Origin of the sequence: Thiohalophilus sp., from assembly GCF_034522235.1 — a bacterium.
GTDB lineage: Bacteria > Pseudomonadota > Gammaproteobacteria > UBA6429 > Thiohalophilaceae > Thiohalophilus.
The window spans coordinates 943,613-967,241 of record NZ_JAXHLN010000003.1 but is presented as its reverse complement, the minus strand read 5'-3'; the positions used below and the strand labels follow the sequence as shown (position 1 = coordinate 967,241).

30 protein-coding genes are annotated in these 23,629 nt (G+C 59.6%); 17 read left to right on the top strand and 13 right to left on the bottom strand.

All coding sequences use genetic code 11. The annotated features are described in order from the left end of the window. Positions 1-9: 9 nt before the first annotated feature. The 10 genes from hisD to U5J94_RS07715 form a co-directional block, all read right to left on the bottom strand. On the bottom strand, positions 10-1,308 hold the full coding sequence (gene hisD, locus U5J94_RS07760) for a histidinol dehydrogenase (RefSeq protein ID WP_322565072.1): 1,299 nt from the start codon (positions 1,306-1,308) through the stop codon (positions 10-12). Positions 1,309-1,350: 42 nt separating this feature from the next. Beyond that, entirely contained in the window at positions 1,351-1,980 is a 630-nt protein-coding gene (gene hisG / locus U5J94_RS07755) for an ATP phosphoribosyltransferase (RefSeq protein WP_322565071.1), read from the bottom strand. Then, positions 1,973-3,247 carry a UDP-N-acetylglucosamine 1-carboxyvinyltransferase gene (gene murA, locus U5J94_RS07750; protein WP_322565070.1) on the bottom strand — a complete coding sequence of 425 codons (1,275 nt, stop codon included), beginning with the start codon at positions 3,245-3,247 and terminating at the stop codon, positions 1,973-1,975. The genes hisG and murA overlap by 8 nt, the downstream gene beginning before the upstream one ends. Before the next feature lie 50 nt (positions 3,248-3,297). Beyond that, positions 3,298-3,555: a BolA family protein gene (locus U5J94_RS07745; RefSeq protein ID WP_322565069.1), complete on the bottom strand. Its 258-nt coding sequence runs from the start codon at positions 3,553-3,555 to the stop codon at positions 3,298-3,300. A gap of 430 nt (positions 3,556-3,985) precedes the next feature. Then, positions 3,986-4,288 (bottom strand): STAS domain-containing protein, encoded by a 303-nt coding sequence (locus U5J94_RS07740; protein WP_322565068.1) that lies wholly within the window; start codon positions 4,286-4,288, stop codon positions 3,986-3,988. Next, the gene (locus tag U5J94_RS07735; RefSeq protein WP_322565067.1) at positions 4,285-4,920 is read right to left on the bottom strand and encodes an ABC transporter substrate-binding protein; all 636 of its coding nucleotides are present in this window, start codon (positions 4,918-4,920) and stop codon (positions 4,285-4,287) included. Before U5J94_RS07735 ends, U5J94_RS07740 begins: the two co-directional genes overlap by 4 nt. Further along, positions 4,921-5,397 carry an outer membrane lipid asymmetry maintenance protein MlaD gene (mlaD, locus tag U5J94_RS07730; RefSeq protein ID WP_416224159.1) on the bottom strand — a complete coding sequence of 159 codons (477 nt, stop codon included), beginning with the start codon at positions 5,395-5,397 and terminating at the stop codon, positions 4,921-4,923. Between the two features lie 3 nt (positions 5,398-5,400). Beyond that, positions 5,401-6,180: a lipid asymmetry maintenance ABC transporter permease subunit MlaE gene (mlaE, locus tag U5J94_RS07725; protein ID WP_322565066.1), complete on the bottom strand. Its 780-nt coding sequence runs from the start codon at positions 6,178-6,180 to the stop codon at positions 5,401-5,403. Beyond that, a complete protein-coding gene (locus U5J94_RS07720; protein ID WP_322565065.1) occupies positions 6,180-6,998 on the bottom strand; it encodes an ATP-binding cassette domain-containing protein in 819 nt (272 codons plus the stop codon). Before U5J94_RS07720 ends, mlaE begins: the two co-directional genes overlap by 1 nt. A gap of 99 nt (positions 6,999-7,097) precedes the next feature. Next, complete coding sequence (locus U5J94_RS07715) at positions 7,098-7,757, bottom strand: hypothetical protein (RefSeq protein ID WP_322565064.1); 660 nt, start codon at positions 7,755-7,757, stop codon at positions 7,098-7,100. A gap of 90 nt (positions 7,758-7,847) precedes the next feature. Between U5J94_RS07715 and U5J94_RS07710 the strand changes: the two genes are divergently transcribed. From U5J94_RS07710 to mgtE, 16 genes are all read left to right on the top strand, one after another. Next, complete coding sequence (locus tag U5J94_RS07710; RefSeq protein ID WP_322565063.1) at positions 7,848-8,033, top strand: hypothetical protein; 186 nt, start codon at positions 7,848-7,850, stop codon at positions 8,031-8,033. Between the two features lie 80 nt (positions 8,034-8,113). Further along, a complete protein-coding gene (locus tag U5J94_RS07705; protein WP_322565062.1) occupies positions 8,114-8,917 on the top strand; it encodes a VacJ family lipoprotein in 804 nt (267 codons plus the stop codon). A gap of 199 nt (positions 8,918-9,116) precedes the next feature. Continuing rightward, complete coding sequence (locus tag U5J94_RS07700) at positions 9,117-10,082, top strand: calcium/sodium antiporter (protein WP_416224204.1); 966 nt, start codon at positions 9,117-9,119, stop codon at positions 10,080-10,082. Between the two features lie 17 nt (positions 10,083-10,099). Beyond that, positions 10,100-10,306 (top strand): heavy metal-associated domain-containing protein, encoded by a 207-nt coding sequence (locus U5J94_RS07695; RefSeq protein WP_322565060.1) that lies wholly within the window; start codon positions 10,100-10,102, stop codon positions 10,304-10,306. 63 nt (positions 10,307-10,369) lie between these two features. After that, entirely contained in the window at positions 10,370-10,897 is a 528-nt protein-coding gene (gene kdsC / locus U5J94_RS07690) for a 3-deoxy-manno-octulosonate-8-phosphatase KdsC (RefSeq protein WP_322565059.1), read from the top strand. Beyond that, on the top strand, positions 10,890-11,462 hold the full coding sequence (lptC, locus tag U5J94_RS07685; protein WP_322565058.1) for an LPS export ABC transporter periplasmic protein LptC: 573 nt from the start codon (positions 10,890-10,892) through the stop codon (positions 11,460-11,462). The genes kdsC and lptC overlap by 8 nt, the downstream gene beginning before the upstream one ends. Further along, positions 11,443-11,985, top strand: coding sequence for a lipopolysaccharide transport periplasmic protein LptA (gene lptA, locus U5J94_RS07680; RefSeq protein ID WP_322565057.1), 543 nt, complete (start codon positions 11,443-11,445; stop codon positions 11,983-11,985). Before lptC ends, lptA begins: the two co-directional genes overlap by 20 nt. Beyond that, positions 11,982-12,707: an LPS export ABC transporter ATP-binding protein gene (gene lptB / locus U5J94_RS07675; protein ID WP_322565056.1), complete on the top strand. Its 726-nt coding sequence runs from the start codon at positions 11,982-11,984 to the stop codon at positions 12,705-12,707. The genes lptA and lptB overlap by 4 nt, the downstream gene beginning before the upstream one ends. 81 nt (positions 12,708-12,788) lie before the next feature. Further along, on the top strand, positions 12,789-14,288 hold the full coding sequence (locus tag U5J94_RS07670; RefSeq protein WP_322565055.1) for an RNA polymerase factor sigma-54: 1,500 nt from the start codon (positions 12,789-12,791) through the stop codon (positions 14,286-14,288). Positions 14,289-14,302: 14 nt separating this feature from the next. Next, positions 14,303-14,629: a ribosome hibernation-promoting factor, HPF/YfiA family gene (hpf, locus tag U5J94_RS07665; protein WP_322565054.1), complete on the top strand. Its 327-nt coding sequence runs from the start codon at positions 14,303-14,305 to the stop codon at positions 14,627-14,629. 19 nt (positions 14,630-14,648) lie between these two features. Then, entirely contained in the window at positions 14,649-15,107 is a 459-nt protein-coding gene (gene ptsN, locus U5J94_RS07660; protein WP_322565053.1) for a PTS IIA-like nitrogen regulatory protein PtsN, read from the top strand. Positions 15,108-15,112: 5 nt separating this feature from the next. Further along, the gene (gene hprK, locus U5J94_RS07655; protein ID WP_322565052.1) at positions 15,113-16,060 is read left to right on the top strand and encodes an HPr(Ser) kinase/phosphatase; all 948 of its coding nucleotides are present in this window, start codon (positions 15,113-15,115) and stop codon (positions 16,058-16,060) included. Then, positions 16,060-16,917, top strand: coding sequence for an RNase adapter RapZ (gene rapZ, locus U5J94_RS07650; protein WP_322565051.1), 858 nt, complete (start codon positions 16,060-16,062; stop codon positions 16,915-16,917). The genes hprK and rapZ overlap by 1 nt, the downstream gene beginning before the upstream one ends. Then, a complete protein-coding gene (locus tag U5J94_RS07645; protein WP_322565050.1) occupies positions 16,914-17,309 on the top strand; it encodes a PTS sugar transporter subunit IIA in 396 nt (131 codons plus the stop codon). Before rapZ ends, U5J94_RS07645 begins: the two co-directional genes overlap by 4 nt. Positions 17,310-17,312: 3 nt before the next feature. Further along, positions 17,313-17,582, top strand: a complete 270-nt coding sequence (locus U5J94_RS07640) for an HPr family phosphocarrier protein (RefSeq protein ID WP_322565049.1) — start codon at positions 17,313-17,315, stop codon at positions 17,580-17,582. A gap of 117 nt (positions 17,583-17,699) precedes the next feature. Continuing rightward, positions 17,700-19,064, top strand: a complete 1,365-nt coding sequence (gene mgtE, locus U5J94_RS07635) for a magnesium transporter (RefSeq protein ID WP_322565048.1) — start codon at positions 17,700-17,702, stop codon at positions 19,062-19,064. 116 nt (positions 19,065-19,180) lie between these two features. Here the strand turns inward: mgtE and pmbA are convergent, their stop codons facing one another. Then, entirely contained in the window at positions 19,181-20,542 is a 1,362-nt protein-coding gene (gene pmbA / locus U5J94_RS07630) for a metalloprotease PmbA (protein ID WP_322565047.1), read from the bottom strand. Between the two features lie 126 nt (positions 20,543-20,668). Between pmbA and yjgA the strand changes: the two genes are divergently transcribed. Next, complete coding sequence (yjgA, locus tag U5J94_RS07625) at positions 20,669-21,172, top strand: ribosome biogenesis factor YjgA (protein WP_322565046.1); 504 nt, start codon at positions 20,669-20,671, stop codon at positions 21,170-21,172. A gap of 188 nt (positions 21,173-21,360) precedes the next feature. Here yjgA and tldD read toward each other — a convergent pair whose 3' ends face one another. Together tldD and U5J94_RS07615 are read right to left on the bottom strand one after the other, a co-directional pair. After that, positions 21,361-22,803 carry a metalloprotease TldD gene (tldD, locus tag U5J94_RS07620; protein ID WP_322565045.1) on the bottom strand — a complete coding sequence of 481 codons (1,443 nt, stop codon included), beginning with the start codon at positions 22,801-22,803 and terminating at the stop codon, positions 21,361-21,363. Next, the gene (locus tag U5J94_RS07615; protein ID WP_322565044.1) at positions 22,800-23,627 is read right to left on the bottom strand and encodes a carbon-nitrogen hydrolase family protein; all 828 of its coding nucleotides are present in this window, start codon (positions 23,625-23,627) and stop codon (positions 22,800-22,802) included. The genes tldD and U5J94_RS07615 overlap by 4 nt, the downstream gene beginning before the upstream one ends. Positions 23,628-23,629 lie beyond the last annotated feature (2 nt).

The following is a 23,629-nucleotide window of genomic DNA, read 5'->3' as shown; positions in this document are numbered from 1 at the left end:
GGGTTTGAATCAGTCCTTGATGCGGTATTCGGCGGAACGGGCGTGGGCGGTGAGGCTTTCACCGCGCGCCAGCACCGAGGCGGTCTTGCCCAGTTCGGACGCGCCGTCGGCCGAGCACATGATAAGACTCGAGCGCTTTTGAAAATCGTACACGCCCAGCGGTGAACTGAAACGCGCGGTGCGCGAGGTGGGCAGCACGTGATTGGGCCCGGCGCAGTAATCGCCGATCGCCTCGGCGGTATAGCGGCCCATGAAGATGGCGCCGGCGTGGCGGATCTGTTTCGCGGCCGCTTGCGGGTTGTCGATGGACAGTTCCAGATGTTCCGGCGCGATGTAATTGGCCACTTCGATCGCTTCGTCCATGTCTTTTACTTGAATCAACGCACCGCGATCGGACAGGGAGGTTTCGATGATGGCCTTGCGTTCCATCTCCTGCACCAGGCGATCGATGCTCGCTTTCACCTGGTCGAGAAACGCCGCATCGGGGGAGACCAGGATCGCCTGGGCGTCTTCATCGTGCTCGGCCTGCGAGAAGAGATCCATGGCGATCCAGTCGGGATCGGTTTTGCCGTCGCAGACCACCAGGATTTCCGAGGGTCCGGCGATCATGTCGATGCCGACCCGGCCGAACACCATCGACTTGGCGGTGGCGACATAGATGTTGCCGGGGCCGACGATCTTGTCCACCGGCGGGACCGTCTCGGTGCCATAGGCCAGCGCGGCCACGGCCTGCGCGCCGCCCAGGGTGAAGACCTGACTCACCCCGGCGATACGCGCGGCGGCCAGCACCATCTCGTTCACTTCCCCGTCGGGCGTCGGCACGACCATGATGATTTCTTCGACCCCGGCTACGTGCGCGGGGATGGCGTTCATCAGTACCGAGGAGGGATAGGTCGCCTTGCCGCCGGGCACGTAGAGCCCGACCCGATCCAGCGGCGTCACCTGCTGGCCGAGCAGCGTGCCGTCGGCCTCGGTATAGGACCAGGACTCCATCTTCTGGTGCTGGTGATAAGTGCGCAGCCGCTGCGCGGCGGTCTCCAGTGCTTCACGCGTTTCGGCGGGAATGTTGTTCAGCGCCGCCTCGAGACGATCCATATCCAGGGTGAGATCGGCCATGCTGGCGGCGGACATACGATCCAGTTTATTGGTGTATTCCACCACGGCCGCGTCGCCCCGGGTTCTGACATCCTTGAGGATGTTTTTCACCGTGGTGTTGACCGCCTCGTCGGAAACGCCCTCCCAGTCGAGCAGGGCATCCAGCTCGGACCAGAAGTTACTGTCGTTTTTATTAAGCCGCCTGATATCCATTTTAATTACCGATTATTGATTACCGATTTTAGATTACCGATTCTACTTCACTGCCTCGCCGATGCGATCGATCAGCGCCTTGACCCGGACGTGTTTCATTTTCATCGACGCCTTGTTGACGATCAACCGCGAGCTGATCTCGGCCATGTGCTCCAGCGGTTCCAGGCCGTTGGCCTTGAGGGTGTTGCCGGTGTCGACCAGATCGACGATGAAGTCGGACAGCCCGACGATGGGGCCCAGCTCCATGGAGCCGTACAGCTTGATCACTTCCACCTGCTTGCCCTGCTCGGCAAAATAACGCCGCGCGACATTCACGTACTTGGTACAGATGCGCAGGCGCCCTTCGGGGACTTTCGCGCCTTTGGGCCCGGCGATCATCATCTTGCACCGGGCGATTTTGAGATCCAGCGGTTCGTACAACCCTTCGCCGCCGTGTTCCATCAACACATCCTTGCCGGCCACGCCGATGTCGGCGGCACCGTACTGCACATAGGTCGGCACGTCGGTAGCGCGGATGATCACCAGCTTGATGTCGTCGTGGTTGGTGTCCAGGATCAGCTTGCGGCTGGTTTCGGGATCGTCCAGCGGCTCGATGCCGGCGTGCTTGAGCAGCGGCAGTGTCTCTTTATAAATGCGCCCCTTGGACAGGGCGATGGTCAATTGTTTACTCATAATAATGTAATGCCGGCACCCGTCGAATCTGTGCCCCCAGTTGTTGTAGTTTTTCCTCGATACACTCGTAACCGCGATCGATATGATAGATACGATCCACAGTGGTGGTGCCCTCGGCCACCAGCCCGGCGATCACCAGGCTGGCCGAGGCGCGCAAGTCGGTGGCCATCACCGGCGCGCCGGTCAGATGTTTGACTCCCGTGGAAAACGCGGTGTTACCTTTTAACTGGATATCCGCGCCCATGCGTTGCAACTCCTGCACGTGCATGAAGCGGTTTTCAAACACGGTCTCGGTGATCGTCCCCGAGCCTTTGGCGATCGCGTTCAATACCGAAAACTGCGCCTGCATGTCGGTCGGAAACGCCGGGTACGGCGCGGTTTGCAGATCCACCGCTTTGGGCCGTTTGCCATGCATATCGATCGTGACGGAGGTGCTGTCGATATCCAGATGGGCGCCCGCCTCTTCCAGCTTGGCCAGCACCGCGTCCAGCAGGCTGGCATCGGTGTTCTTGAGTTTAACCTTGCCGCCGGTGATCGCCGCCGCCACCAGGTAGGTGCCGGTCTCGATGCGATCGGGCAGCACGTTGTAATCGGTACCGTGCAACCGCTCGACGCCGTGGATCACGATTTTGTCGGTGCCGGCCCCTTCGATATCGGCGCCCATGCTGTTCAGGCAGTTGGCCAGATCCAGCACTTCGGGTTCGCGCGCGGCGTTTTCGATCACCGTGGTGCCTTTGGCCAACGTTGCGGCCATCATCAGGTTCTCGGTACCGGTCACGGTGACCATGTCCATCACCAGTTTGGCCCCCTTGAGCCGTTTGGCGCGCGCCTTGATATAACCGTTTTCGACGCTGATCTCGGCGCCCATCTGTTGCAGGCCATGGATGTGCAGGTTGACCGGGCGCGAACCAATAGCACAACCGCCCGGCAGGGAGACCTCGGCCTCCCCGAAGCGGGCAACCAGCGGACCCAGCACCAGAATCGAGGCGCGCATGGTCTTGACCAGCTCATAGGGCGCCACGTATTCCTTGATCGTGGAACTGTCGACCTCGACGCCCATATTGTCGGTCATGGTGATCTGCACGCCCATGCGCCCGAGCAATTCCATGGTGGTGGTAATGTCGTGCAGGTGCGGAATATTGCCGATTTTGACCGGCTCGTCCGCCAGCAGCGTCGAGGCAATGATCGGCAAGGCGGCGTTCTTGGCGCCGGAAATACGAATCTCACCCTGCAGGTTGGCACCGCCGGTGATTAAAAGCTTGTCCATCGGGTCTGTTTTGTCCTAAAAAGCACCGCTCACGCGGCGGGCCGCATCACTCAGGATGAGATCTGCAGTTCGCGTGCCTTCTCCCACTCGTCGGGGGTATAGGCCTTGATGGTCAGGGCATGCAGCTCGCCGGAGGTGATCCTGTCGGTCACCGTGCCGTAGACCATTTGCTGTTTTTTCACCGGGCTCAGGCCTTCGAAATCGGGGCTGACCACGATCGCGTCGAAGTGGCTGCCGTCGCCGGTGACAGTGGCTTCGCAGCCGGGGATCCCGGCTTCAATCAATTGTTTCACTTCGTCTGGGCTCATGGTTCCAACTCGCATCGCGCTGTGTATGAGACCGCCTATTGTATCCGCTCAACCGCCGGCCGCACAGGGCAAAACCGGACCGGATTGGAAATTCAGCAAGAAAACCACGGACTTGCTCACCCCGGCGCCAGGCCCCGAGAGCTGGATTGTCTCGCCACATCCCTGTGGCTCGCCCTCCGGGCGCACTAGAGTGCGACCAAATTTGTTCCGGACAAATTTGTCCGGGTCGCGCCTCCGGCTTGCCCGGAATGACGGGGTAAGGGGTTATTTTCCTCGTCCCTCGTAACTCGTCCCTCGGCCCTTTTTCATGAGAGTTGTAGGCCAGGTTGGGCGCAGCGCTACCTGGCAACCCCTGCTTTCGGATCAACTGGATTCCGGGTTAAGAGGTTGTTTTCCTCGTCCCTCGTAACTCGTCCCTCGGCCCTTTTTTTCATGAGAGCGGCAGGAGATCTTCGAGGCCGCTGATCCGGGCGATATCGCGCAGCTGATCCGGCAGGTTGCGAAAGGTCAGTTTGCGATCCTGCTGGCGGGCGAACTGCAGCCACTCCACCAGCAGGGCCAGGCCGGCGCTGTCGCTGCGGCTGACCGCCTGCAGATCGAAGCAGACCTCGCCCTGGCTGCGAGCCAGGATCGGCTCGACCTGCTGCAACAGGCTCGGCACGGTCTGCATGTTCAATTCGCCGCTGATCAGATAGCTACTGTCATCCTGTGGCTGAATGGCTGTTTCGCTCATTGCAGGGCTTCCCCCTTGAGGTTGTGTTGTTCCAGACGCGCAATCAGGGCGTCCAGCCCCCGTTCCCGGATTTCGGCCGCATAACTGGTGCGAAAACTGGCCACCAGGCTGATGCCATCGACACTGAGGTCATACACCTGCCACTGGCCGTCACGCTCCCACAGGGTATAGTTGAACGCCACCGGCGCGCGGCCCGGCTGCAATACCCGGGTGCGCACGGTCACCTCGCCGGCGGCCGGGTCGGCGCGCAACGGCAGGTACTCGATACGCTGCCCCCGGTATTCCAGCAGCGCCACCGCGTAGGTGCGTACCAGCATCTGGCGAAAGGCGCGCACGAAGCGCAACTTCTGTTCCGAGCTGGCGGTGCGCCAGTGCTTGCCCAGCACCCAGCCGGCCATGCGCACGAAATCAAAATGGGGCAGCACGATCTCGCTGACCAGTTCGTCGATCAGCGCCGGGTTCTGTTCGAGCTGCGGTGCCTGTTGTTCCAGGGTCACCAGCATGCGCTCGGTGGTATCGATCACCAGCTGTTGCGGGCCTTGCGTGACCGCACCGACCCCGGCCAGGGAACCGGCCAGCATCAGCAGCAGTCCCGCTGCGAGGCGCCGCCACCGACGGGCGCCGGAGATCACTTATTGATCTCCGCTGTCATCCATAAAGCGGCTGATGAACTGGCCGATCAGTTTTTCCAGCACCAGCGAGTCCTGGGTCAGCTTGATTTCGTCGCCCTGCCCCAGCGCTTTCATCGCCCCGCCCGGCTCCAGTCCCACGTACTTTTCGCCGAGCAGACCGGCGGTATAGATGCTGGCCGAGGTATCTTTGGGCAGGGTCTCGCGATACTGATCCTCGATGCGCAGGGTGACCACCGCCTCGAAGGTTTGCTCATCGAAACCGATCGACTTCACCCGGCCGATGGTCACGCCGGCCATGGTCACCGGCGAACGCACCTTGAGACCGCTGATATCCTGGAAGCGGGCGCTGATCTCGTAGCCTTCGCCATTGCTGTAGGTGCTCAGGTTGCTGACCTGCATGGCCAGCATGAACAGCGCCGCCAGTCCCGCGGCGACAAAGATCCCGACCCAGATTTCAACCAGACGCGAATTCATCATCTTTTATTCTCCAAACATGAGCGCAGTGAGCACGAAGTCCAGCCCCAGTACCGCCAGCGAGGCATGCACGACGGTACGGGTGGTGGAACGACTGATACCTTCCGAGGTCGGCTCGGCATCATAGCCTTCAAACACCGCAATCCAGGTGACCACCACGCCAAAGACCAGGCTCTTGATCACACCATTATAAATATCGTCATACACATCGACATTGGCCTGCATTTGCGACCAGTAGGCGCCCTGGTCCACTCCGAGCAGGCCCACGCCGACAAAATAGCCGCCCAGCACCCCGACCGCGCTGAAGATCGCCGCCAGCAGGGGCATGGACAAAAAACCGGCCAGAAAACGGGGCGCCAGTACCCGGCGAATGGGATCCACGGCCATCATCTCCATGGCGGAGAGCTGTTCGGTGGTTTTCATCAGACCGATCTCGGCGGTCAGCGCCGAGCCGGCCCGCCCGGCGAACAGCAGCGCCGTGACCACCGGCCCCAGCTCGCGGACCAGGCTCAGGGCGACGATCACGCCGAGCGACTCCTCGGCACCGAAATCCACCAGGGTATTGTAACCCTGCAGGCCCAGCACCATACCGACAAAGGCGCCGGAAACCAGGATGATGAGCAGCGACCGCACACCGACCGAGTAAACCTGCTGAATCACCAGAGCGAATTTCGGTACCAGCGCCGGCAGCCCTTCGAGAATGCGCAGCAGCAGCAGATGACCACGCCCCAGACGCTGGAAAAAGCCCAGCGCCTTGTGTCCCAGTAGTTGCAAGGAAGAGAGCATCAGTCGCGCGCCCCGCTGTTATTGACCAGATCATCGGCATAGCCCGCGGCCGGATAGTGAAACGGCACCGGCCCGTCGGGCAGCCCCTGCATGAACTGCTGGGCCCATTCGGAATCGGAGTGGCGCAGATCCTCCCGGCTGCCGTGCGCCACCACCTTGCCGCCGGAGAGCAGATAGATGTCATCGGCAATCTCGGCCGTCTCGGCGATATCGTGCGAGACGATCACGCTGGTCAGTCCCAGCGCGTCGTTGAGATCCTTGATCAGGCGCACCAGCACGCCCATGGAGATCGGGTCCTGCCCGGTGAACGGCTCGTCGTACATGATCATCATCGGATCCAGGGCGATTGCCCGGGCCAGCGCCACCCGTCGCGCCATGCCGCCGGAGAGCTCGGCCGGCATCAGCTCCCGCGCGCCGCGCAGGCCGACGGCTTCGAGCTTCATCAGCACCAGGGTGCGGATCAAGCGTTCCGGCAGGCGGGTATGCTCGCGTATCGGAAAGGCGACATTGTCGTAAACGTTCATGTCGGTGAGCAGGGCACCGTTTTGAAACAGCATGCCCATGCGCTTGCGCAATTCATACAGGGCACCGCGTCCCAGCCGGTTGACGTTCTCGCCGTCGACCACAATGGTGCCGGCCTCGGGTTGCAGTTGGCGGCCTATCAGACGTAACAGGGTGGTCTTGCCGGTGCCACTGGGCCCCATGATGGCGGTGATGCTGCCGCGGCGGATATCGATATCGATATCGTCGAAAATGAGATTACGCCCCCGGCAAAAAGTGAGGTTACGGATTTCGACCAGATTGTCATCAACTGCCATGCGTAACGAATTCCTTTTTTACAGTGTCGGCATTGTGACCCAGCCCCGCGCCCATGACAATGCTTGCCGGCTTGTCGGTGTCGTTCATTAACGCCGGGCTCACAGCAACTCCTCGATCTGTTTCGCCTGGCGCAGGGTTTCCACGTCGGGCGGTTGCCCGTCGATCACCAGCGCCACGTCCCGCGTCGGGCGGCTGACAGCCAGTCCGGCTTCGAGATAATCACGCAACTGCCGGGCGGAACAGTCGCCGTCCACCCGGATCACCGCCAGGGGGCCGAGTGCCAGCCCGTCGGCATCACTGTGGGAATTCCAGCTCCAGCCGATGCTCCGTGCCCGTAACGCGTCGCGCCACGCCTCGTTCAGCAACCGGACGGGATCGACACAAAGCGGCTGGCCGTTGAGCCGGGGCGCGATCTGCGCCAGCCATGCGTCGGGATCGCGGCACGCTGCCGGATCGACCTGCAACAACACCCCGCCCTGACGGGGCAGCTGCTGCAACAGGTCGACCGCCGACTCCAGCCCGGCGTCATTCGTAACGCTAACCAGCACCCACAGATCCTCGCGGCAATCGGCCATCTCACCGGGCAGGTCCTCCGCCTGCGCCCGTTCGCGCTCGGTGACCACCGCCAGGGGGAACTCGTTACTGTAATAGCCCAGGCGCCACTCCGACGGCAGATCGGCCGGGTAGTAGCTGTCCTGCCAACCCTCATGCTGCCAGCCGCAACTGCCGATCAGTATGCGATGTGTCTGTCCCGTCATCTCCACTCCCCGTGCTGTTCAGACAACAAAGCTGACAAACATACCCATTCACGGTCATAATTGAAACGGTCAGCGTAACGGATATCCATCATGGCGGACATTCTCCCGTTTAAACGACCCCGGGCCAGCGACAAGCACCGCGGCAAAGCCCTGTGCAAAAGCGGCTTTCACAAATGGGAAGCGGTCAAGGACAACCCCTTTGACGTCAAACAGGGTAAAATGGTCAGCCGTTACCGGTGCCGTCGCTGCGGCGCCACGCGCACCGAGGCCAAATAAAAACCACAGTAAACCACCGAGGTCACAGAGGTTCACAGAGAACGATGCTTATCCCCTCTCTGCCGAAGCCCCGCTTTTATATGATGAAAAATAACAACCGATCCCGTTCCCGCCTGCATGTCGCGTTGATTACCGCTACCCTGCTGCTTTGCGGCTGCGCCAGTACCAATGGCCCGGCCGATGAAGGTCAAAGCGATCCGCTCGAGTCCTATAACCGTGCCATGTACAAATTCAACGACGCGGTGGATCGCAGCATCGCCCGGCCGACCGCCCGGGCTTATAAAAACAACGTGCCGCAACCGGCGCAGACCGGCATCTCCAACTTCTTCAGCAACCTGGATGATGTCTGGGTGATGGTCAACAACCTGTTGCAACTCAAGTTCACGGATGCGGTCTCGGATTTCTCCCGCGTGGCCTGGAACTCGACCGTGGGCCTGTTCGGTTTGATCGATGTGGCTACCCCGATGGGCCTGCCCAAGCACAACGAGGACTTCGGCCAGACACTGGGCAGCTGGGGGGTCGGCGAAGGCCCCTATATCGTCTTGCCGTTTCTCGGCCCCAGCACCCTGCGAGACACCGGCGGACTTGTTGTCGACTGGGAATATGAGCCGTTGCAGGAAATTGAGGACGACGAAGCCTACTGGAGCGCGGTAGTGCTGCGCGCCATCAATTCCCGCGCACAACTGCTCGGCGCCAGCCGTATGCTGGAAGAGTCCGGCGCCGATCCCTACACCTTCATGCGCGACGCCTATTTGCAGCATCGGCGCAACCGGGTGTATGACGGCAATCCGCCGCGGGAGGAACGGCCGCAATTTGAACCGACCGAGGAAGATCGGGCGCTGGAACGCGAGCTGGAGATGGAGCTCGAACGCGAACTGCAGTAGAAAACCTGTTTAACGCAGAGGCGCAGAAATATAATTTTGAATGTTGAATTAACTGCCTGTTTGCAATTCAAAATTCAACATTCAACATTCAACATTCAAAATTACACACCACCGCCCTCGCGCGCCGGTGACAAGCTGGTATCATACGCCGCCGAACACTCTGGCCCATAACCCTGACCTGAGTTTTATGCCGACTGACATGCTGCTTTCCGTTATTGCCGTGATTCTCGGCTTTGCCGTTGTGATCAAGGGCGCCGACTGGTTTGTGCAGGGGGCCGGCGCCACGGCGCGCAATCTGGGGGTTTCGCCGCTGGTCATCGGCCTGACCATCGTCGGTCTGGGCACCTCGGCGCCGGAGATGCTGATCTCCGCCATTGCCACCCTGGAAGGCAACAGTGGTCTGGCGGTGGGCAACGCGCTGGGCTCGAACATTACCAACATTGCCCTGGTGCTGGGGATCACCGCCCTGGTGGTGCCGCTGGTCGTGCGTTCCGAAACCCTGCGCCGCGAATACCCGGTGATGTTTTTGATCATGCTGGTGAGCCTGATGCTGGTAGCCGATGGGGAGCTGGGGGTGCTGGACGGGCTGATCCTGCTGGTCGGAATGGTATTGATGCTGTGGTGGATGGTGCTGCTGGGCAAGCGCAAGGACCACGATCCGCTGGAGGCGGAATACGCCAGTGAAATCCCCGCCATGACCACACCCCGTGCCCTGCTGTGGCTGATGATCGGCCTGGTGCTGTTGCTGGCCAGTTCGCGGGCGCTGGTCTGGGGCGCGGTGAACATCGCCCACTTTTTCGGGGTCAGCGATCTGATCATCGGCCTGACGATTGTGGCCATCGGCACCAGCCTGCCGGAACTGGCCGCCTCGCTGATGGGGGCGCTGCGCAAGGAGCCGGACATTGCCATCGGCAATGTGATCGGGTCCAATATGTTCAATCTACTGGTCGTACTGGGTATCCCGGGCCTGCTGGGGCCGGTGGCGCTGGAGCCCGAGGTCCTGAGCCGGGATTTCCCGGTAATGATCGGCCTGAGCATCGCCCTGTTTGTGATGGCTTACGGCTTTCGGGGCGACGGCAAAATCAACCGGTTTGAAGGCGGGCTGTTATTACTGGCCTATGTGGCCTATCTCACACTACTTTATTTCAATATCCAGCAAGCTTGATACAGGAGCGGACGCGGATGAGTGACACATTGCAAATTACGGCACAGAACATCAAATGCGGGGGCTGCGTCGCCGCCATTGAAAACGGCCTCAAGGCCCTGCCCGGAATCGATCAGGTGGAAGTGACCATCGACAACGGCCGGGTGCGTATCGAAGGCGAGGATCTGTCGGAACAGGTGATTCGCGACAAGTTGGCGGAGCTGGGTTATCCCGCCGCCGAATAACGCATTACCCACCGTGTCAGACAGTTTACAGACAATCAGCCAAACCCGACCGGACCGACTGTTATGAAAGATATCCTGGCCCGTGCCGCCCAGATCGAGCTGGTGGTTTTTGATGTGGATGGCGTACTCACCGACGGCAGTCTGTTTGTCGGCGACGACGGTCAGGAATACAAGGCATTTCATTCGCGTGACGGTTTTGGCATCAAGCTGCTCAAGGAGAGCGGCGTTGAAATCGGTGTCATCACCGCACGCAGTTCGAACGTGGTCCAGCATCGCATGGACAACCTCGGCATCGAACACGTCTATCAGGGCCAACTGGAGAAACTGCCGGCCTTCGAGGAGCTGGTAGGCAAGCTGGGCCTGACGCTGGAACAGGCCGCCTACGTGGGAGACGATGTGGTCGATCTGCCGGTGATGCGCCGCGCCGGCCTGGCCATCGCGGTGCAAGATGCCCATCCCCTGGCCAAACAGCATGCCCACTGGCAGACCCCGCACGGCGGGGGGCACGGCGCGGCGCGCGATGTCTGCGAACTGATCATGGAAGCGCACAATACGCTGGATGCGCAGTTGAATAAATTCCTCTATGAATAAGCTGCAAATCATCAGTATTATTCTGCTGGTCATCCTGATCGGCGCCTTCAGTAACTGGCTGCTCACCGGCCTTGAAACCCAGCCGAGAATGATTCCCCGCGAAGTCCGCCATGATCCCGATTATTTTCTGCAGAACTTCACCGCCACCCGCATGGATGAAAACGGCGTGGCGCGCCACCGGCTGGTAGCTGATTATCTGGAACATTATCCCGATGACGACACCCTCGTGATTCAGCAACTGACGCTGGATCTGTATCGCGAGGATCTGCCGCCCTGGACCGCGCAGGCCAACCAGGGCGTGGTCTACGAGCAGGGGGAACGCATCGAGCTCAGCGGCGAGGTGGAACTGCATCGCCCGGCCACCGCGCACAACGAGGCGCTGACCCTGGTGACCGAAAAACTGACCGTTTATCCCCAACGGGAATACGCCGAGACCGATGCGGCTGTTACAATCACCAGCGATAGCAGCGAGACCCGGGCGATCGGAATGCGGCTGAACGTGGCCCGGGGCCTGCTTGAACTGTTGTCGGATACCCGAGGAACCTATGTTATTAACCCGCGCTAAATCGTTGCTGCTGATGACCCTGCTGGCCAGCATCCCGGCGTCCGTCTGGGCGCTGAGCAGCGATCGCGACCAACCGGTCAACATCACAGCTGATCGCATGCGCGCCGACGAACGCCAGGGAATCAGTCACTATGAAGGTGAGGTGTTTCTCAAACAGGGCTCGCTGGAGATCCGCGGCGATGAACTCACCGTTCATTTACAAAAGGGTGAAGTCAGCCGGATCATCGTGATCGGTAAACCGGCCGAGCTGCAGCAGCAACCGGATAATCGGGAAATGGTCTATTCCGAGGCCCGACGCATGGAATACAACACCCAGAGCGGCGAACTGCTGTTGATCGATGACGCCAGGGTCAAACAGGGCACCAACCGCATCAGCGGCACACGCATTCACTACGACACCCGCAACAGTATCGTCGCGGCCAATAGCGACTCCCCGTCGAAACAGCCAGACGACCCGCAAAGCGACGGTCGGGTTCGCGTCATTATCGAGCCGGGCGACAAACCACAGGATCCGGGTGAATGAGCACCCTGAGCGCCAGCCAGCTGGGCAAGTCCTACAAAGGCCACAAGGTGGTCAAGGATGTCTCGCTGACCGTGGACAGTGGCGAGATTGTCGGGCTGCTGGGTCCCAACGGCGCCGGCAAGACCACCTCTTTTTATATGGTCGTGGGGCTGATCAAGGCCGATCAGGGCGAAATCCGGCTGGATGACGAGGATCTCACCCCCCTGCCCATGCACCTGCGGGCCCGGCGCGGCATCGGCTATCTGCCGCAGGAAGCCTCGGTGTTTCGCAAACTGAGCGTGGCCGAGAATATCCTGGCGATTCTGCAGACCCGCAAGGAGCTCGCCCCCTATCAGCAACAGCAAAAACTCGAGGAGTTGCTGGAAGAGTTGCACATCAGCCACATTCGCCAGACCACCGGCATGAGTCTGTCCGGCGGCGAGCGCCGCCGGGTGGAGATCGCCCGCGCTCTGGCCACCGAGCCGCGATTTATTCTGCTCGATGAACCCTTTGCGGGGGTGGATCCTATCTCCGTGCTGGATATTCAGAGTATCATTCGCCATCTGAAAGACCGTGGCATCGGCGTGCTGATAACCGATCATAACGTTCGGGAAACCCTGGGGATCTGCGAGCGGGCCTATATCATCAATGCCGGTGAGGTCATCGCCCAGGGCGAGCCGGAGCAACTGCTGCAGAACAAACAAGTTCGCAAGGTCTATTTGGGTGAAAATTTCCGTCTCTAGGGACTCTGCACTCAACATGGAAATACGCTAAAATGAAAGCCAGCCAGAGAGCTGGTTGACTGGCCCGTTCCCAACCATAATATGAAGCAAACCCTACAACTCCGACTCGGTCAGCATCTGACCATGACCCCACAGCTGCAGCAAGCCATTCGGCTGCTACAACTATCGACGCTTGAGCTGCAGACCGAGATTCAGGATGCGCTGGATTCCAACCTCATGCTGGAGATGGATGAGGAAGGCGACAGCACCGAGAATAACGAGCCGACGGACAGCTATACCGTCGCCGAGGCACCACCCGGCGCGGAAAACCAGGAAACTCCGCAAAATGTGGCGGAGAGTGACGAGACCGAATCCGCCGCGAGCGAGACACCGGGCGAAATTCCCGATGACCTGCCGGTCGACAGCAACTGGGACGATATCTATGACAATGTCGCCACAGCGCAGGCAAGCAGCCCGGCCGAACCCGGCCCGGATTTCGAAATCTCCGGCTCCACCGATGAAACGCTGCAGGATTACCTGCGCTGGCAGATGGAACTGAGTCACTTCAGCGACACCGACCGGGCTATCGCCGAAGTCATCATTGACTCGATCAATGATGACGGCTACCTGGGTTGCAGCATCGAGGAGGTGCAACAAGCACTGGGTGATGAGGAGATCGAGCTGGATGAAATCGAGGCCGTGCTGCATCGCGTTCAGCATTTTGATCCCCCGGGCGTGGGAGCCCGCGATCTGCGCGAGAGTCTGACCCTGCAACTCAAGCAATTCCCGCTGGAACACGCCCACCTGCAGAAGGCCATGGAACTGGTCGATCAACACTTTGAACTGCTGGCCCACCGCGATTACGCCCAGTTGCAGCGCAAGCTGAAACTGGACGAAGCCGAACTGCGGGACGTCGTGCAGCTGATCACCTCCCTCAACCCGCGTCCCGGCGGTCGAATCAACACCGGGCAACCCGAGTACATTATCCCCGATGTCATCGTCAACAAGGTGAAGGGCCAGTGGCGCGTCGAGCTCAACCCCGACGCCGCGCCGCGGTTGCGCATCAATCCCCATTACGCCAGCCTGATCAAAAAGGTCAAAAACGATGAAGATAACGCAACGTTGAAAAACCACCTGCAGGAAGCTCGCTGGTTTCTCAAGAGTCTCACCAGTCGCAACGAAACCCTGCTCAAGGTGGCCACCAGCATCGTCGAACGGCAAAAGGACTTTCTCGAGCACGGCGAGGAAGCCATGAAAGCCCTGGTGCTGCACGATATCGCCGAAGAGGTCGACATGCATGAGTCCACCATCTCACGGGTCACCACCAAAAAATACATGCATACGCCGCGCGGGATCTATGAGCTGAAATACTTCTTTTCCAGCCACGTCTCCACCTCCAGCGGGGGCGAGGCGTCGGCCACGGCCATTCGGGCCCTGATCAAGAAGCTGGTAGCTGCCGAGAGCCCGAACAAACCACTGAGTGACAGTAAAATCGCCACGATACTTTCGGATAAAGGGATTAATGTCGCCCGCCGAACCGTCGCTAAATACCGAGAGGCCATGGCGATTCCACCTTCCAATGAACGCAAACGTCTGGCATAACCAGGGAGAAAACCATGCAAGTCAATATTACAGGCCATCATGTCGATATCACCGAATCCATGCACGATTACGTCATCAGCAAACTGGAACGGGTCGAACGACACTTTGACAATGTCACCAATGTCCACGTCATCCTGAGCGTGGAAAAAAACCGTCAAAAAGCCGAAGCAACCGTGCATATCAGCGGTGGTGAGCTGTTTGCCAATGCCGAAAACGATGACATGTATGCAGCTATTGATGCCATGGCCGACAAGCTTGATCGGCAAATCAAAAAACACAAGGAAAAACTGACCGATCATCATCGCGCCGAAGGCGGTCTGAAGAAACAGCCCGTCGAATAATCATCCAGCAGGCATAGTTATGCAATTATCAGATTTTCTCAGTTCGGACCGCATTATCTGCAACTCCGATGCATCAAGTAAAAAACGCGCTCTGGAACTGCTCAGTGAGCTGTTGGCCGCCGATCAACCGAACGCCACCGACACCGATATTTTTGAAAGCCTGATATCAAGAGAGCGTCTCGGGGGAACCGGCATCGGTTATGGTGTCGCCATCCCCCACGGGCGGCTGAAAAATTGCGACCATGCCACCGCCGCTTTTATCCAACTGAAACAAGCCATTGATTTTGACGCCATCGACAAGCAGCCGGTGGATCTGTTGTTCGCCCTGGTTGTGCCGGAAGAATCCAGCGAGGATCACCTGAAGCTGTTGGCGTTGCTGGCCGGGATGTTCAATGACGATGAGTTCCGGGAACAGACCCGCCAGTGTCAAAGCGGCCAGGATCTTCACCGGCTATTCACCGAGCAGGCCGGGAACTAAAAAACATGTCCGGCCCGATCTCCAGCAACGATATCTTTCAGGCACATCAGAAAGAACTCGGCTTGAGATGGGTTGTAGGCGAACAGAATAAAGGCAAGCTGACCGAGGTGGATGCCCGGCTGTCCGACAGCAGTCTCATCGGCCACCTGAACCTGGTCAGACCCAACTATATTCAGGTGCTGGCCGACACCGAACTCGAGTATCTGGACAATCTGGGGAAAAACTCGCTGCAGGATACACTGCAACGTCTGTATGACTCCAGTCCCCTGATGGTCATCATTGCCGGTGGTATCAGCCCGCCGGAATCCCTGCTCGAATTTGCCCGGCAAAACGGCACACCGTTAGTCACTGCCAGCGAAAGCAGTCACAAGATTGTCGATCATCTGCATTATTACCTGAGTAACCAACTCACCGAAAAAACCGTCTTCCACGGCGTATTCATGGAAGTCTTCGGCATCGGCGTGCTGCTGACCGGACCCAGCGGCGTCGGCAAAAGCGAACTGGCGCTAGAACTGCTCAGCCGCGGCCATCGACTGGTAGCCGACGACGCCCCGGAATTCCGGCGCACCGCCCCGGATGCCATCACCGGCAGCTGTCCCAGCCTGCTGACCGATTTTATCGAGGTGCGCGGGCTGGGCGTGTTGAACATCCGCGCCATGTACGGCAACAATGCCATCCTCGATCACAAACGTCTGCGTTTGATTGTTCGCCTCGACACCGAGCCGGATTTGTCGAATGAACCGATTGAACGACTGGACCATACCGGTCGCAGCCGACGCCTGCTGGAAGTGGATATTCCGGAAGTCCGGTTACCCGTTGCGCCGGGCCGTGATCTGGCGGTCATTATTGAAGCGGCCGTGAGAAATCATGTACTCTACCTCAACGGCTATAATGCCGCACAGGACTTCATCGAACGCCAGCAGGAACTTATCAAACGGGCCCGTTCTTCATAATGAGGCTAATCATCGTTAGTGGACTTTCCGGCTCGGGCAAGAGTGTGGTCTTGCATGTTCTGGAGGATCTTGATTACTACTGTATCGACAACCTGCCGATCGGCATGCTCCCATCGCTGGCCGATGAGATCGTACGCGCCAACCGGCATGGCGAGCAGTGGTTTGCCGTCGGCATTGATGCCCGCAACCTGTCCGGCGAATTAATCAGTTTTCCGGATGCGCTTCACTCTTTGAACGAGGCCGGAATTCAGTGTGAGATTTTCTTTCTTAAAGCCGACAATCTCACTTTACTGAAGCGCTTCAGCGAAACCCGGCGCAAACATCCCCTGAGCAACGACGAAGTTCCGCTGAATGAGGCGATCCTGCAGGAACACCAGTTACTGGAGCCGATATCATCACGGGCCGATTTGCGAATCGACACCAGTATGACTAACATCCACCAATTGCGGGACATCATCCACAGCAGGGTGCATGGGGCGGCCAGGACACAGTTATCGATCCTGTTCCAGTCCTTCGGCTTCAAGCACGGCATTCCGGTGGATGCCGATTTTGTTTTTGATGTTCGCTGCATACCCAATCCGCACTGGGTTGCCGAATTGCGCCACCTGAGCGGCCAGGACAAGGCCGTGGCGGACTATCTGGAGCGGCATGGCGCCGTACACGATATGTATAACGATATTCGCCAGTTTATAGAGAAGTGGATCGGCTGCTTCGAAGCGGATAACCGAAGCTATATGACGGTCGCTATCGGTTGTACCGGCGGGCATCATCGCTCGGTTTATCTGGTAGAGCGCCTGGCTGTGTATTTCCATCCACAACGTGATGGGGTTCTCGTCCGGCACAGGGAGCTGACATGAGCGTCGCGGTGCTGCTTATCACGCACGACAAGATCGGCCAGGCCATGCTGGATACAGCCGGCAAAATCATCGGTGACATGCCGCTGACAATCACGCGCATGGGCGTGGGCATGAATGCCCGACTCGAGGAAACACTGGATAAGGCCCATCAGCAGATCGACCAGCTCGATGAAGGTGAAGGCGTTCTGATCCTCACCGACCTGTTCGGCGCCACACCCAGTAATATCGCCCGGCAACTGCAATCCGGCAACATCGCGGTGATCACCGGACTCAATCTGCCCATGCTGATCCGGGTCCTCAATTATCCCCGATTGAGCCTGCCCGAAATGGTGGAAAAAGCCGTCTCCGGCGCGCATGACGGAATTATTGTCATTCAACCCGCCGGAGACTGACACTTGCTGGAACATTCTGTCGAAATCATCAACAAGCTTGGTCTGCATGCCAGGGCAGCGGCCAAATTTGTTACCCTGGCGTCCGGGTTTGACGCCGAGATACTGGTCGATTACAACGGCCAGCAGGTCAACGGCAAAAGTATCATGGGTGTGATGATGCTGGCCGCTAGCAAGGGATCCACCATCCACCTTGAAATCGACGGTCCCGACGAGGAACAGGCCAGCCAGGCTCTGCTTGAACTCATCAACAACCGGTTTGATGAACCTGAATAACCCTGTTTTTCCGGCTTTGCGCAATCCATCTGCTGACCAATAAAAGTCCCCCGGACAGTTCCCAACTTAGCATCGGGCTTGTTAAACTTTCAGGCGGGTGGATACGGGAATGGACTGATGGCCGAAGTGGAAACAAAAGAGGAATATCGTGACGTTTTGCAGTCACTTCTCGCTATCCTCCACGCCGAAGACGAAGATCATGAACAGATCGAGGATTTTCTGGAGGAGATGCATCCCCAGGAAATCGCCCATCTGCTCGAATCCCTCCCCTCCGCTGATCGCCAGGTAGTCTGGGAGCACGTCCCCCTTCATTCCGAAGGGGAGATCTTGGTCCATCTCGCCGATGATGTGCGCAGCGCCATCATGGACCGGATGGACACCGACCAGCTGGTTGCCGCCACCGAGTCCCTGGATACCGACGATCTGGCCGACCTGCTGCCGGAAATGCCGCGTGATATCGTCCAGGAGATCCTGCTCTCCATGGAGCAGCAGGAGCGCGAGCGGCTGCGCTCGGTCCTTTCTTATTCGGAGGATTCCGCCGGCGGTTTGATGGATCTGGACATGATCACCGTCCGGGCCGATACCAGCCTGGATGTGGTCCTGCGTTATCTGCGCCGCCGCGGCAGTATTCCCGAATCGACCGACAGTCTGTTCGTCGTCGATCGCGAAGGCCGCTTTCAGGGTCTGCTGCCCCTGACGATCATCTTGACCAGTGATCCGGAGATGAGCGTCGCGGAGGTCATGGAGCATGATGTCATCGGTATCCCGGTCGACATGCCGGCCCGCGACGTGGCCAACCTCTTTGAACGCCGCGACCTGATCACCGCCCCGGTCATCACCGAAGACGGTCAGTTGATGGGGCGTATCACCATCGACGACGTGGTCGACGTTATTCGCGAAGAAGCCGACCACTCCCTGATGAGCATGGCCGGTCTGAACGAGGAAGAGGACATGTTCGCACCGGTGCTCACCAGTACCCGGCGGCGGAGTGTCTGGTTGGGCATTAACCTGCTTACCGCCCTGCTGGCCGCCTGGGTCATCGGCCTGTTCGAAGGCACCATCGAAAAACTGGTGGCGCTGGCCGTGCTGATGCCGGTAGTCGCCAGCATGGGCGGCATCGCCGGCAGTCAGACCCTGACCCTGGTTATTCGCGGCATGGCGCTGGGTAAGATCAGTGCGACCAATGCCAAAACGATCCTGAGAAAAGAATTCGGAGTAGGTATCTGGAATGGTTTGATCTGGGCCATCGTTATCGCCAGTGTCGCCGGGTTCTGGTTCGACAGCTTCAAGCTGAGCCTGGTCATCGCCGCCGCGATTCTGATCAACCTGATCATGGCCGCCATCTCCGGCGCCGTGATTCCACTGCTCCTCAAGAAACTGGGCGGCGACCCGGCCCTGTCCGGCTCAGTAATCCTCACCACCGTCACCGACGTCGTCGGCTTCTTCGCCTTCCTCGGCCTGGCGACGCTGTTTCTGATTTAAAGGATTTTCACCGCAGAGACGCGGAGGCGCAGACTAATTTTGAATTTTTAATGCTGAATTTTGAATTAAATGCCTGTCCGCAATTCAAAATTTAAAATTCAACATTCAAAATTGACTTAGTCCCCGGCGACGGTCAGGTTGTCGATGAGCCAGGAGCCGGTGATGATGTTGCCGCGGGCGTCAACGTCGTTGCCGACGGCCTGCAGCCCGAGGTACATATCCTGTAACCGGCCGCCCAGGGTAATCTCTTCAACCGGATACTGGATTTCGCCGTTTTCCACCCAGAAGCCGGAGGCGCCGCGCGAATAGTCACCGGTCACGTTGTTAACGCCCTGCCCCATCACTTCGGTCACCAGCAGACCGTTGCCCATCTGTTGCAGCAACTGCTCGCGACTGAGATCGTCATGATTAATATATAAATTATGCACGCCGCCGGCGTTGCCGGTGGTCTGCATGCCCAGCCGACGGGCGCTGTAGCTGTCGAGCACATAGCCCTGCAACACGCCCGCTTCAATCAGGGTCCGGGGTGCGGTCGCCACGCCTTCGTTATCAAACGGCGCACTGCCCAGCGCACCGGGCAAGTGGGGGCGTTCATCAATACGCACCCGCTCGGGGAACAGCTGCTGGCCGAGTGAATCCACCAGGAAGCTGGCGTTGCGATACAGGGCGCCGCCGCTGATGGCGCGCACCAGGTGCCCGAGCAGCCCCCGGGCCACATCGGCCTCGAACATCACCGGCACCTGACGGGTGGTGAGTTTACGGGCGCCAAGGCGTGAAACCGTGCGCCGGGCCGCACGTTCCCCGACCGACTCGGCGCTGTCGAGCTGCCCGGGATCCCGGGCCAGGGTGTACCAGTAATCCCGTTGCATGCCCGACTCGTCCTGGCCAATGACAGTACAGCTCATGCTGTGCCGGGAACTGGGATAGGCCCCGACAAAACCGTGACTGTTGCCGTAAACCCGCAGCCCGCTGTGGCTGGTAATGCTGGCCCCCTCGGAGTTGGTGATGCGCGCATCAAAGCCCCGCGCCACAGCTTCACAGGCCAGGGCCCGTTCGATCGCCTCGGGGGCGCCGATCGCCCAGGGATGGTAGAGCTGCAGATCCGGGATACTCGCCGCCATCAATGCCGCATCAGCCAGGCCGGCGCTGGCATCCTCTTCGGTATAACGGGCGATATCGCAGGCCGCCTTGACAGTCTCGCCAATGGCGGCCGGACCAAAGTCGGAGGTACTGGCCGAGCCCTTGCGTTGACCGAAATAGACCGTGATCCCGAGACCCTTGTCCCGGTTGTGTTCCACCGTTTCCACCTCGCCCAGACGAACCGTTACCGACAGGCCGGACTCGAGACTGACCGCCGCCTCCGCGGCGCTGGCTCCCAGCCGCTTTGCTTCACCGAGCATGTCGGCCACCATCTGCTGATAACGTTCGGCGTCGAACAGCGCCGTGACGTCGCTGGTACTCACATTCTTGTCAGACATGGATCTCTCATTTTCTGCTAATTAAGCCATTCTACGGGCCCGCGGGAAATGGAACAAACGCCCCTTGGGGCCGGCAGAGCGTATTTTCTGGTCGACTCCCCGTCATTAGCGGGTAAAATAGCCGCCATGACTTACGATGAGCATGACGAACAGTGGATCAGTAAATCCCAGCGCAAGCGGGAATGTCACGCCCTGCAGGATCTCGGCAGCGAACTGACCAAACTGTCACCAGCGGATCTGGACAAAATCCCGCTGGATGATGAGCTGCGCCAGGCCATCCTCGAGGCCCGACGCATCAAACAGCACGGCGCCCTCAAACGCCAGATGCAGTTTATCGGCAAGCTGATCCGCCAGCGTGACGCCGAGGCCCTGCAACAGGCCTATGATCGGGTCATGCATCCCTTTGAGGAAGACATCAAACACTTCCACCAGCTGGAGAAGTGGCGCGAGCGGCTGCTAACCGACGGCGACGCCGCACTGGAATCACTAGTGGAAGAACAGCCCGACACCGATCGCCAGCACGTCCGTCAACTGATCCGCAGCGCCCACAAAGAAAGAAAGGACAACAAGCCCCCCAAAGCCGCCCGTGAACTGTTCCAGTACCTCAAAAACCTCATGGCCCCGGACTGAATCACTTTTCTCACACCGCGATGATTAACGCAGAGGACGCGGAGGCGCGGAGGCGCGGAGGTATAATTTTGAATGTTGAATTTTAAATTTTGAATTGCGGACAGGCGTTTAATTCAAAATTCAGCATTAAACATTCAACATTACTTTGTATCCTCTGCGATCTCTGCGTCTCTGCGGTGAAAAGTTTTTCAAGCTGTCCCGCCGACGGTGATGCTGCTGATCTTGAGGGTCGGCTGGCCGACGCCGACGGGGACGCTCTGGCCTTCTTTGCCGCAGACGCCGACGCCGCTGTCCAGTTGCAGATCGTTGCCGACCATTTCCACTTTATTCATCACTTCCGGGCCGTTGCCGATCAGGGTGGCCCCCTTGACCGGGCGGGTCACCTTGCCGTTTTCGATCAGATAGGCCTCGTTGGCGGAAAAGACGAACCGGCCCGAGGTGATATCCACCTGGCCGCCACCGAAGTTGACCGCGTAGAGGCCCTTCTCCACCGAGGCGATGATCTCTTCGGGATCACTCTCCCCGGCCAGCATGTAGGTATTGGTCATGCGCGGCATGGGCAGGTGGGCGTAGGATTCGCGCCGGCCGTTGCCGGTGGAGGCCGTGCCCATCAGCCGGGCGTTCATCTTGTCCTGCATGTAGCCTTTTAAAATCCCGTTTTCGATCAGCACGGTATGCCCGGTCGGGGTGCCCTCATCGTCGACGTTGAGCGAGCCGCGGCGCTCGGCCAGGGTGCCGTCATCGACCACGGTGCACAGGGTCGAGGCCACCTGCTCACCCATACGCCCGGCGAAGGCCGAGCTGCCCTTGCGGTTGAAATCGCCTTCCAGGCCGTGGCCGACCGCCTCGTGCAGCAGCACGCCGGGCCAGCCCGGGCCCAGCACCACCGGCATGCTGCCGGCCGGGGCGTCGACCGCTTCCAGGTTGACCAGTGCCTGGCGCACCGCCTCGCGGGCATAATCCAGGCCGCGCTCCGCCTGCTGAAAATAGTCGTAACTGACCCGACCACCGCCGCCGGCGCTGCCCTGCTCGCGACGGCCGTTCTGCTCGGCAATCACCTGCACATTGAGGCGTACCAGCGGGCGCACATCGGCGCCCAGGGTGCCGTCACTGGCAGCAACCAGCACCACCTCCTGCACCCCGCCCAGGCTGACGATCACCTGCTTGACCCGGGGGTCCTGGCACCGCGCCTCCTTGTCCAGGGCCTGCAACAGAGCGATCTTGTCCGCCGTGGCGAGCGAGTCGATGGGATCAGCCGGGCGATACAGCGCATGGCCGGCGCGGCGCTGCCAGCCCTGGACCTGGCCGGACTGGCCGCTGTGGGCAATGGCGCGGGCGGCATTGGCCGCCTCGGTCAGGGCCGGCAGCACGATTTCGTCGGAATAGGCGAAGCCGGTTTTCTCGCCACTGATGGCGCGAACCCCGACCCCCTGATCAATGTTGTGACTGCCTTCGCGGACGATGCCGTCTTCCAGCACCCAGGACTCCTGGCGGGCAAACTGGAAATAGAGATCCGCGTTGTCGACGCTGTGTCCCAGCAGTTGATCGAGAGTGCGTTGCAGTTCCTGTTCCCCCAGACCGGCGGGAGCAAGTAACAGATCCTGTGCGATATCGAGTGCGGGTTGTGTCATAAGGCCACTTTACAAGGTATTTTGCGATGTTGCAGCGCCGGGAAATTGCGCCGGGTATCGGCGATGCGCCTGGGATCCAGCTCGGCACTGACAAAGCCGGAACCATTAGGTAATTCGTCGAGCACCATGCCCCACGGGTCCACAATCATGCTGTGGCCATAGGTTTCGCGCCCGTTAACATGGTAACCGCCCTGGGCCGCCGCGACCACGTAGATCAGGTTTTCGATCGCGCGGGCCCGTACCAGCACCTCCCAGTGAGCCTTGCCGGTAATGGCGGTGAAGGCCGACGGCAGCGCGACCAGATCCACACCCTGATCAGCCATGCTCCGGAACAGTTCGGGGAAACGCAGATCGTAACAGACCGCCATGCCCAGGCGACCAAAAGGCGTATCCACTACAGTGGCTTCGCGCCCCGGCTCGATGGTTTGTGATTCGTTATAGATTTCGGCATTCTCTGCCAGGTGCACATCAAACAGATGCACCTTGTCATAACGCGCCACCTGATGCCCCTGATCATCGATTAACAGACAGGCGGCGCGAATACGCTGTTCATCATCGGATTGCAGCGGCAGCGTACCACCGACAATCCAGATACCGTGCTTGCGGGCCTGTTCGGCCAGAAAGTCCTGAATCGGCCCTTTGCCCGGTTGCTCACCCACCTTGACCTTGTCGACTTCGTGCATGCCCATGATGGCGAAATTTTCCGGCAGCACGATCAATGCCGCACCGGCGTCCACCGCCCGGTTGATCAGTCGGCCGGCTTCGGTCAGATTAGCGCCCACGTTGGGCCCGGAAGCCATCTGGATAGCTGCCACACGTTTCATGC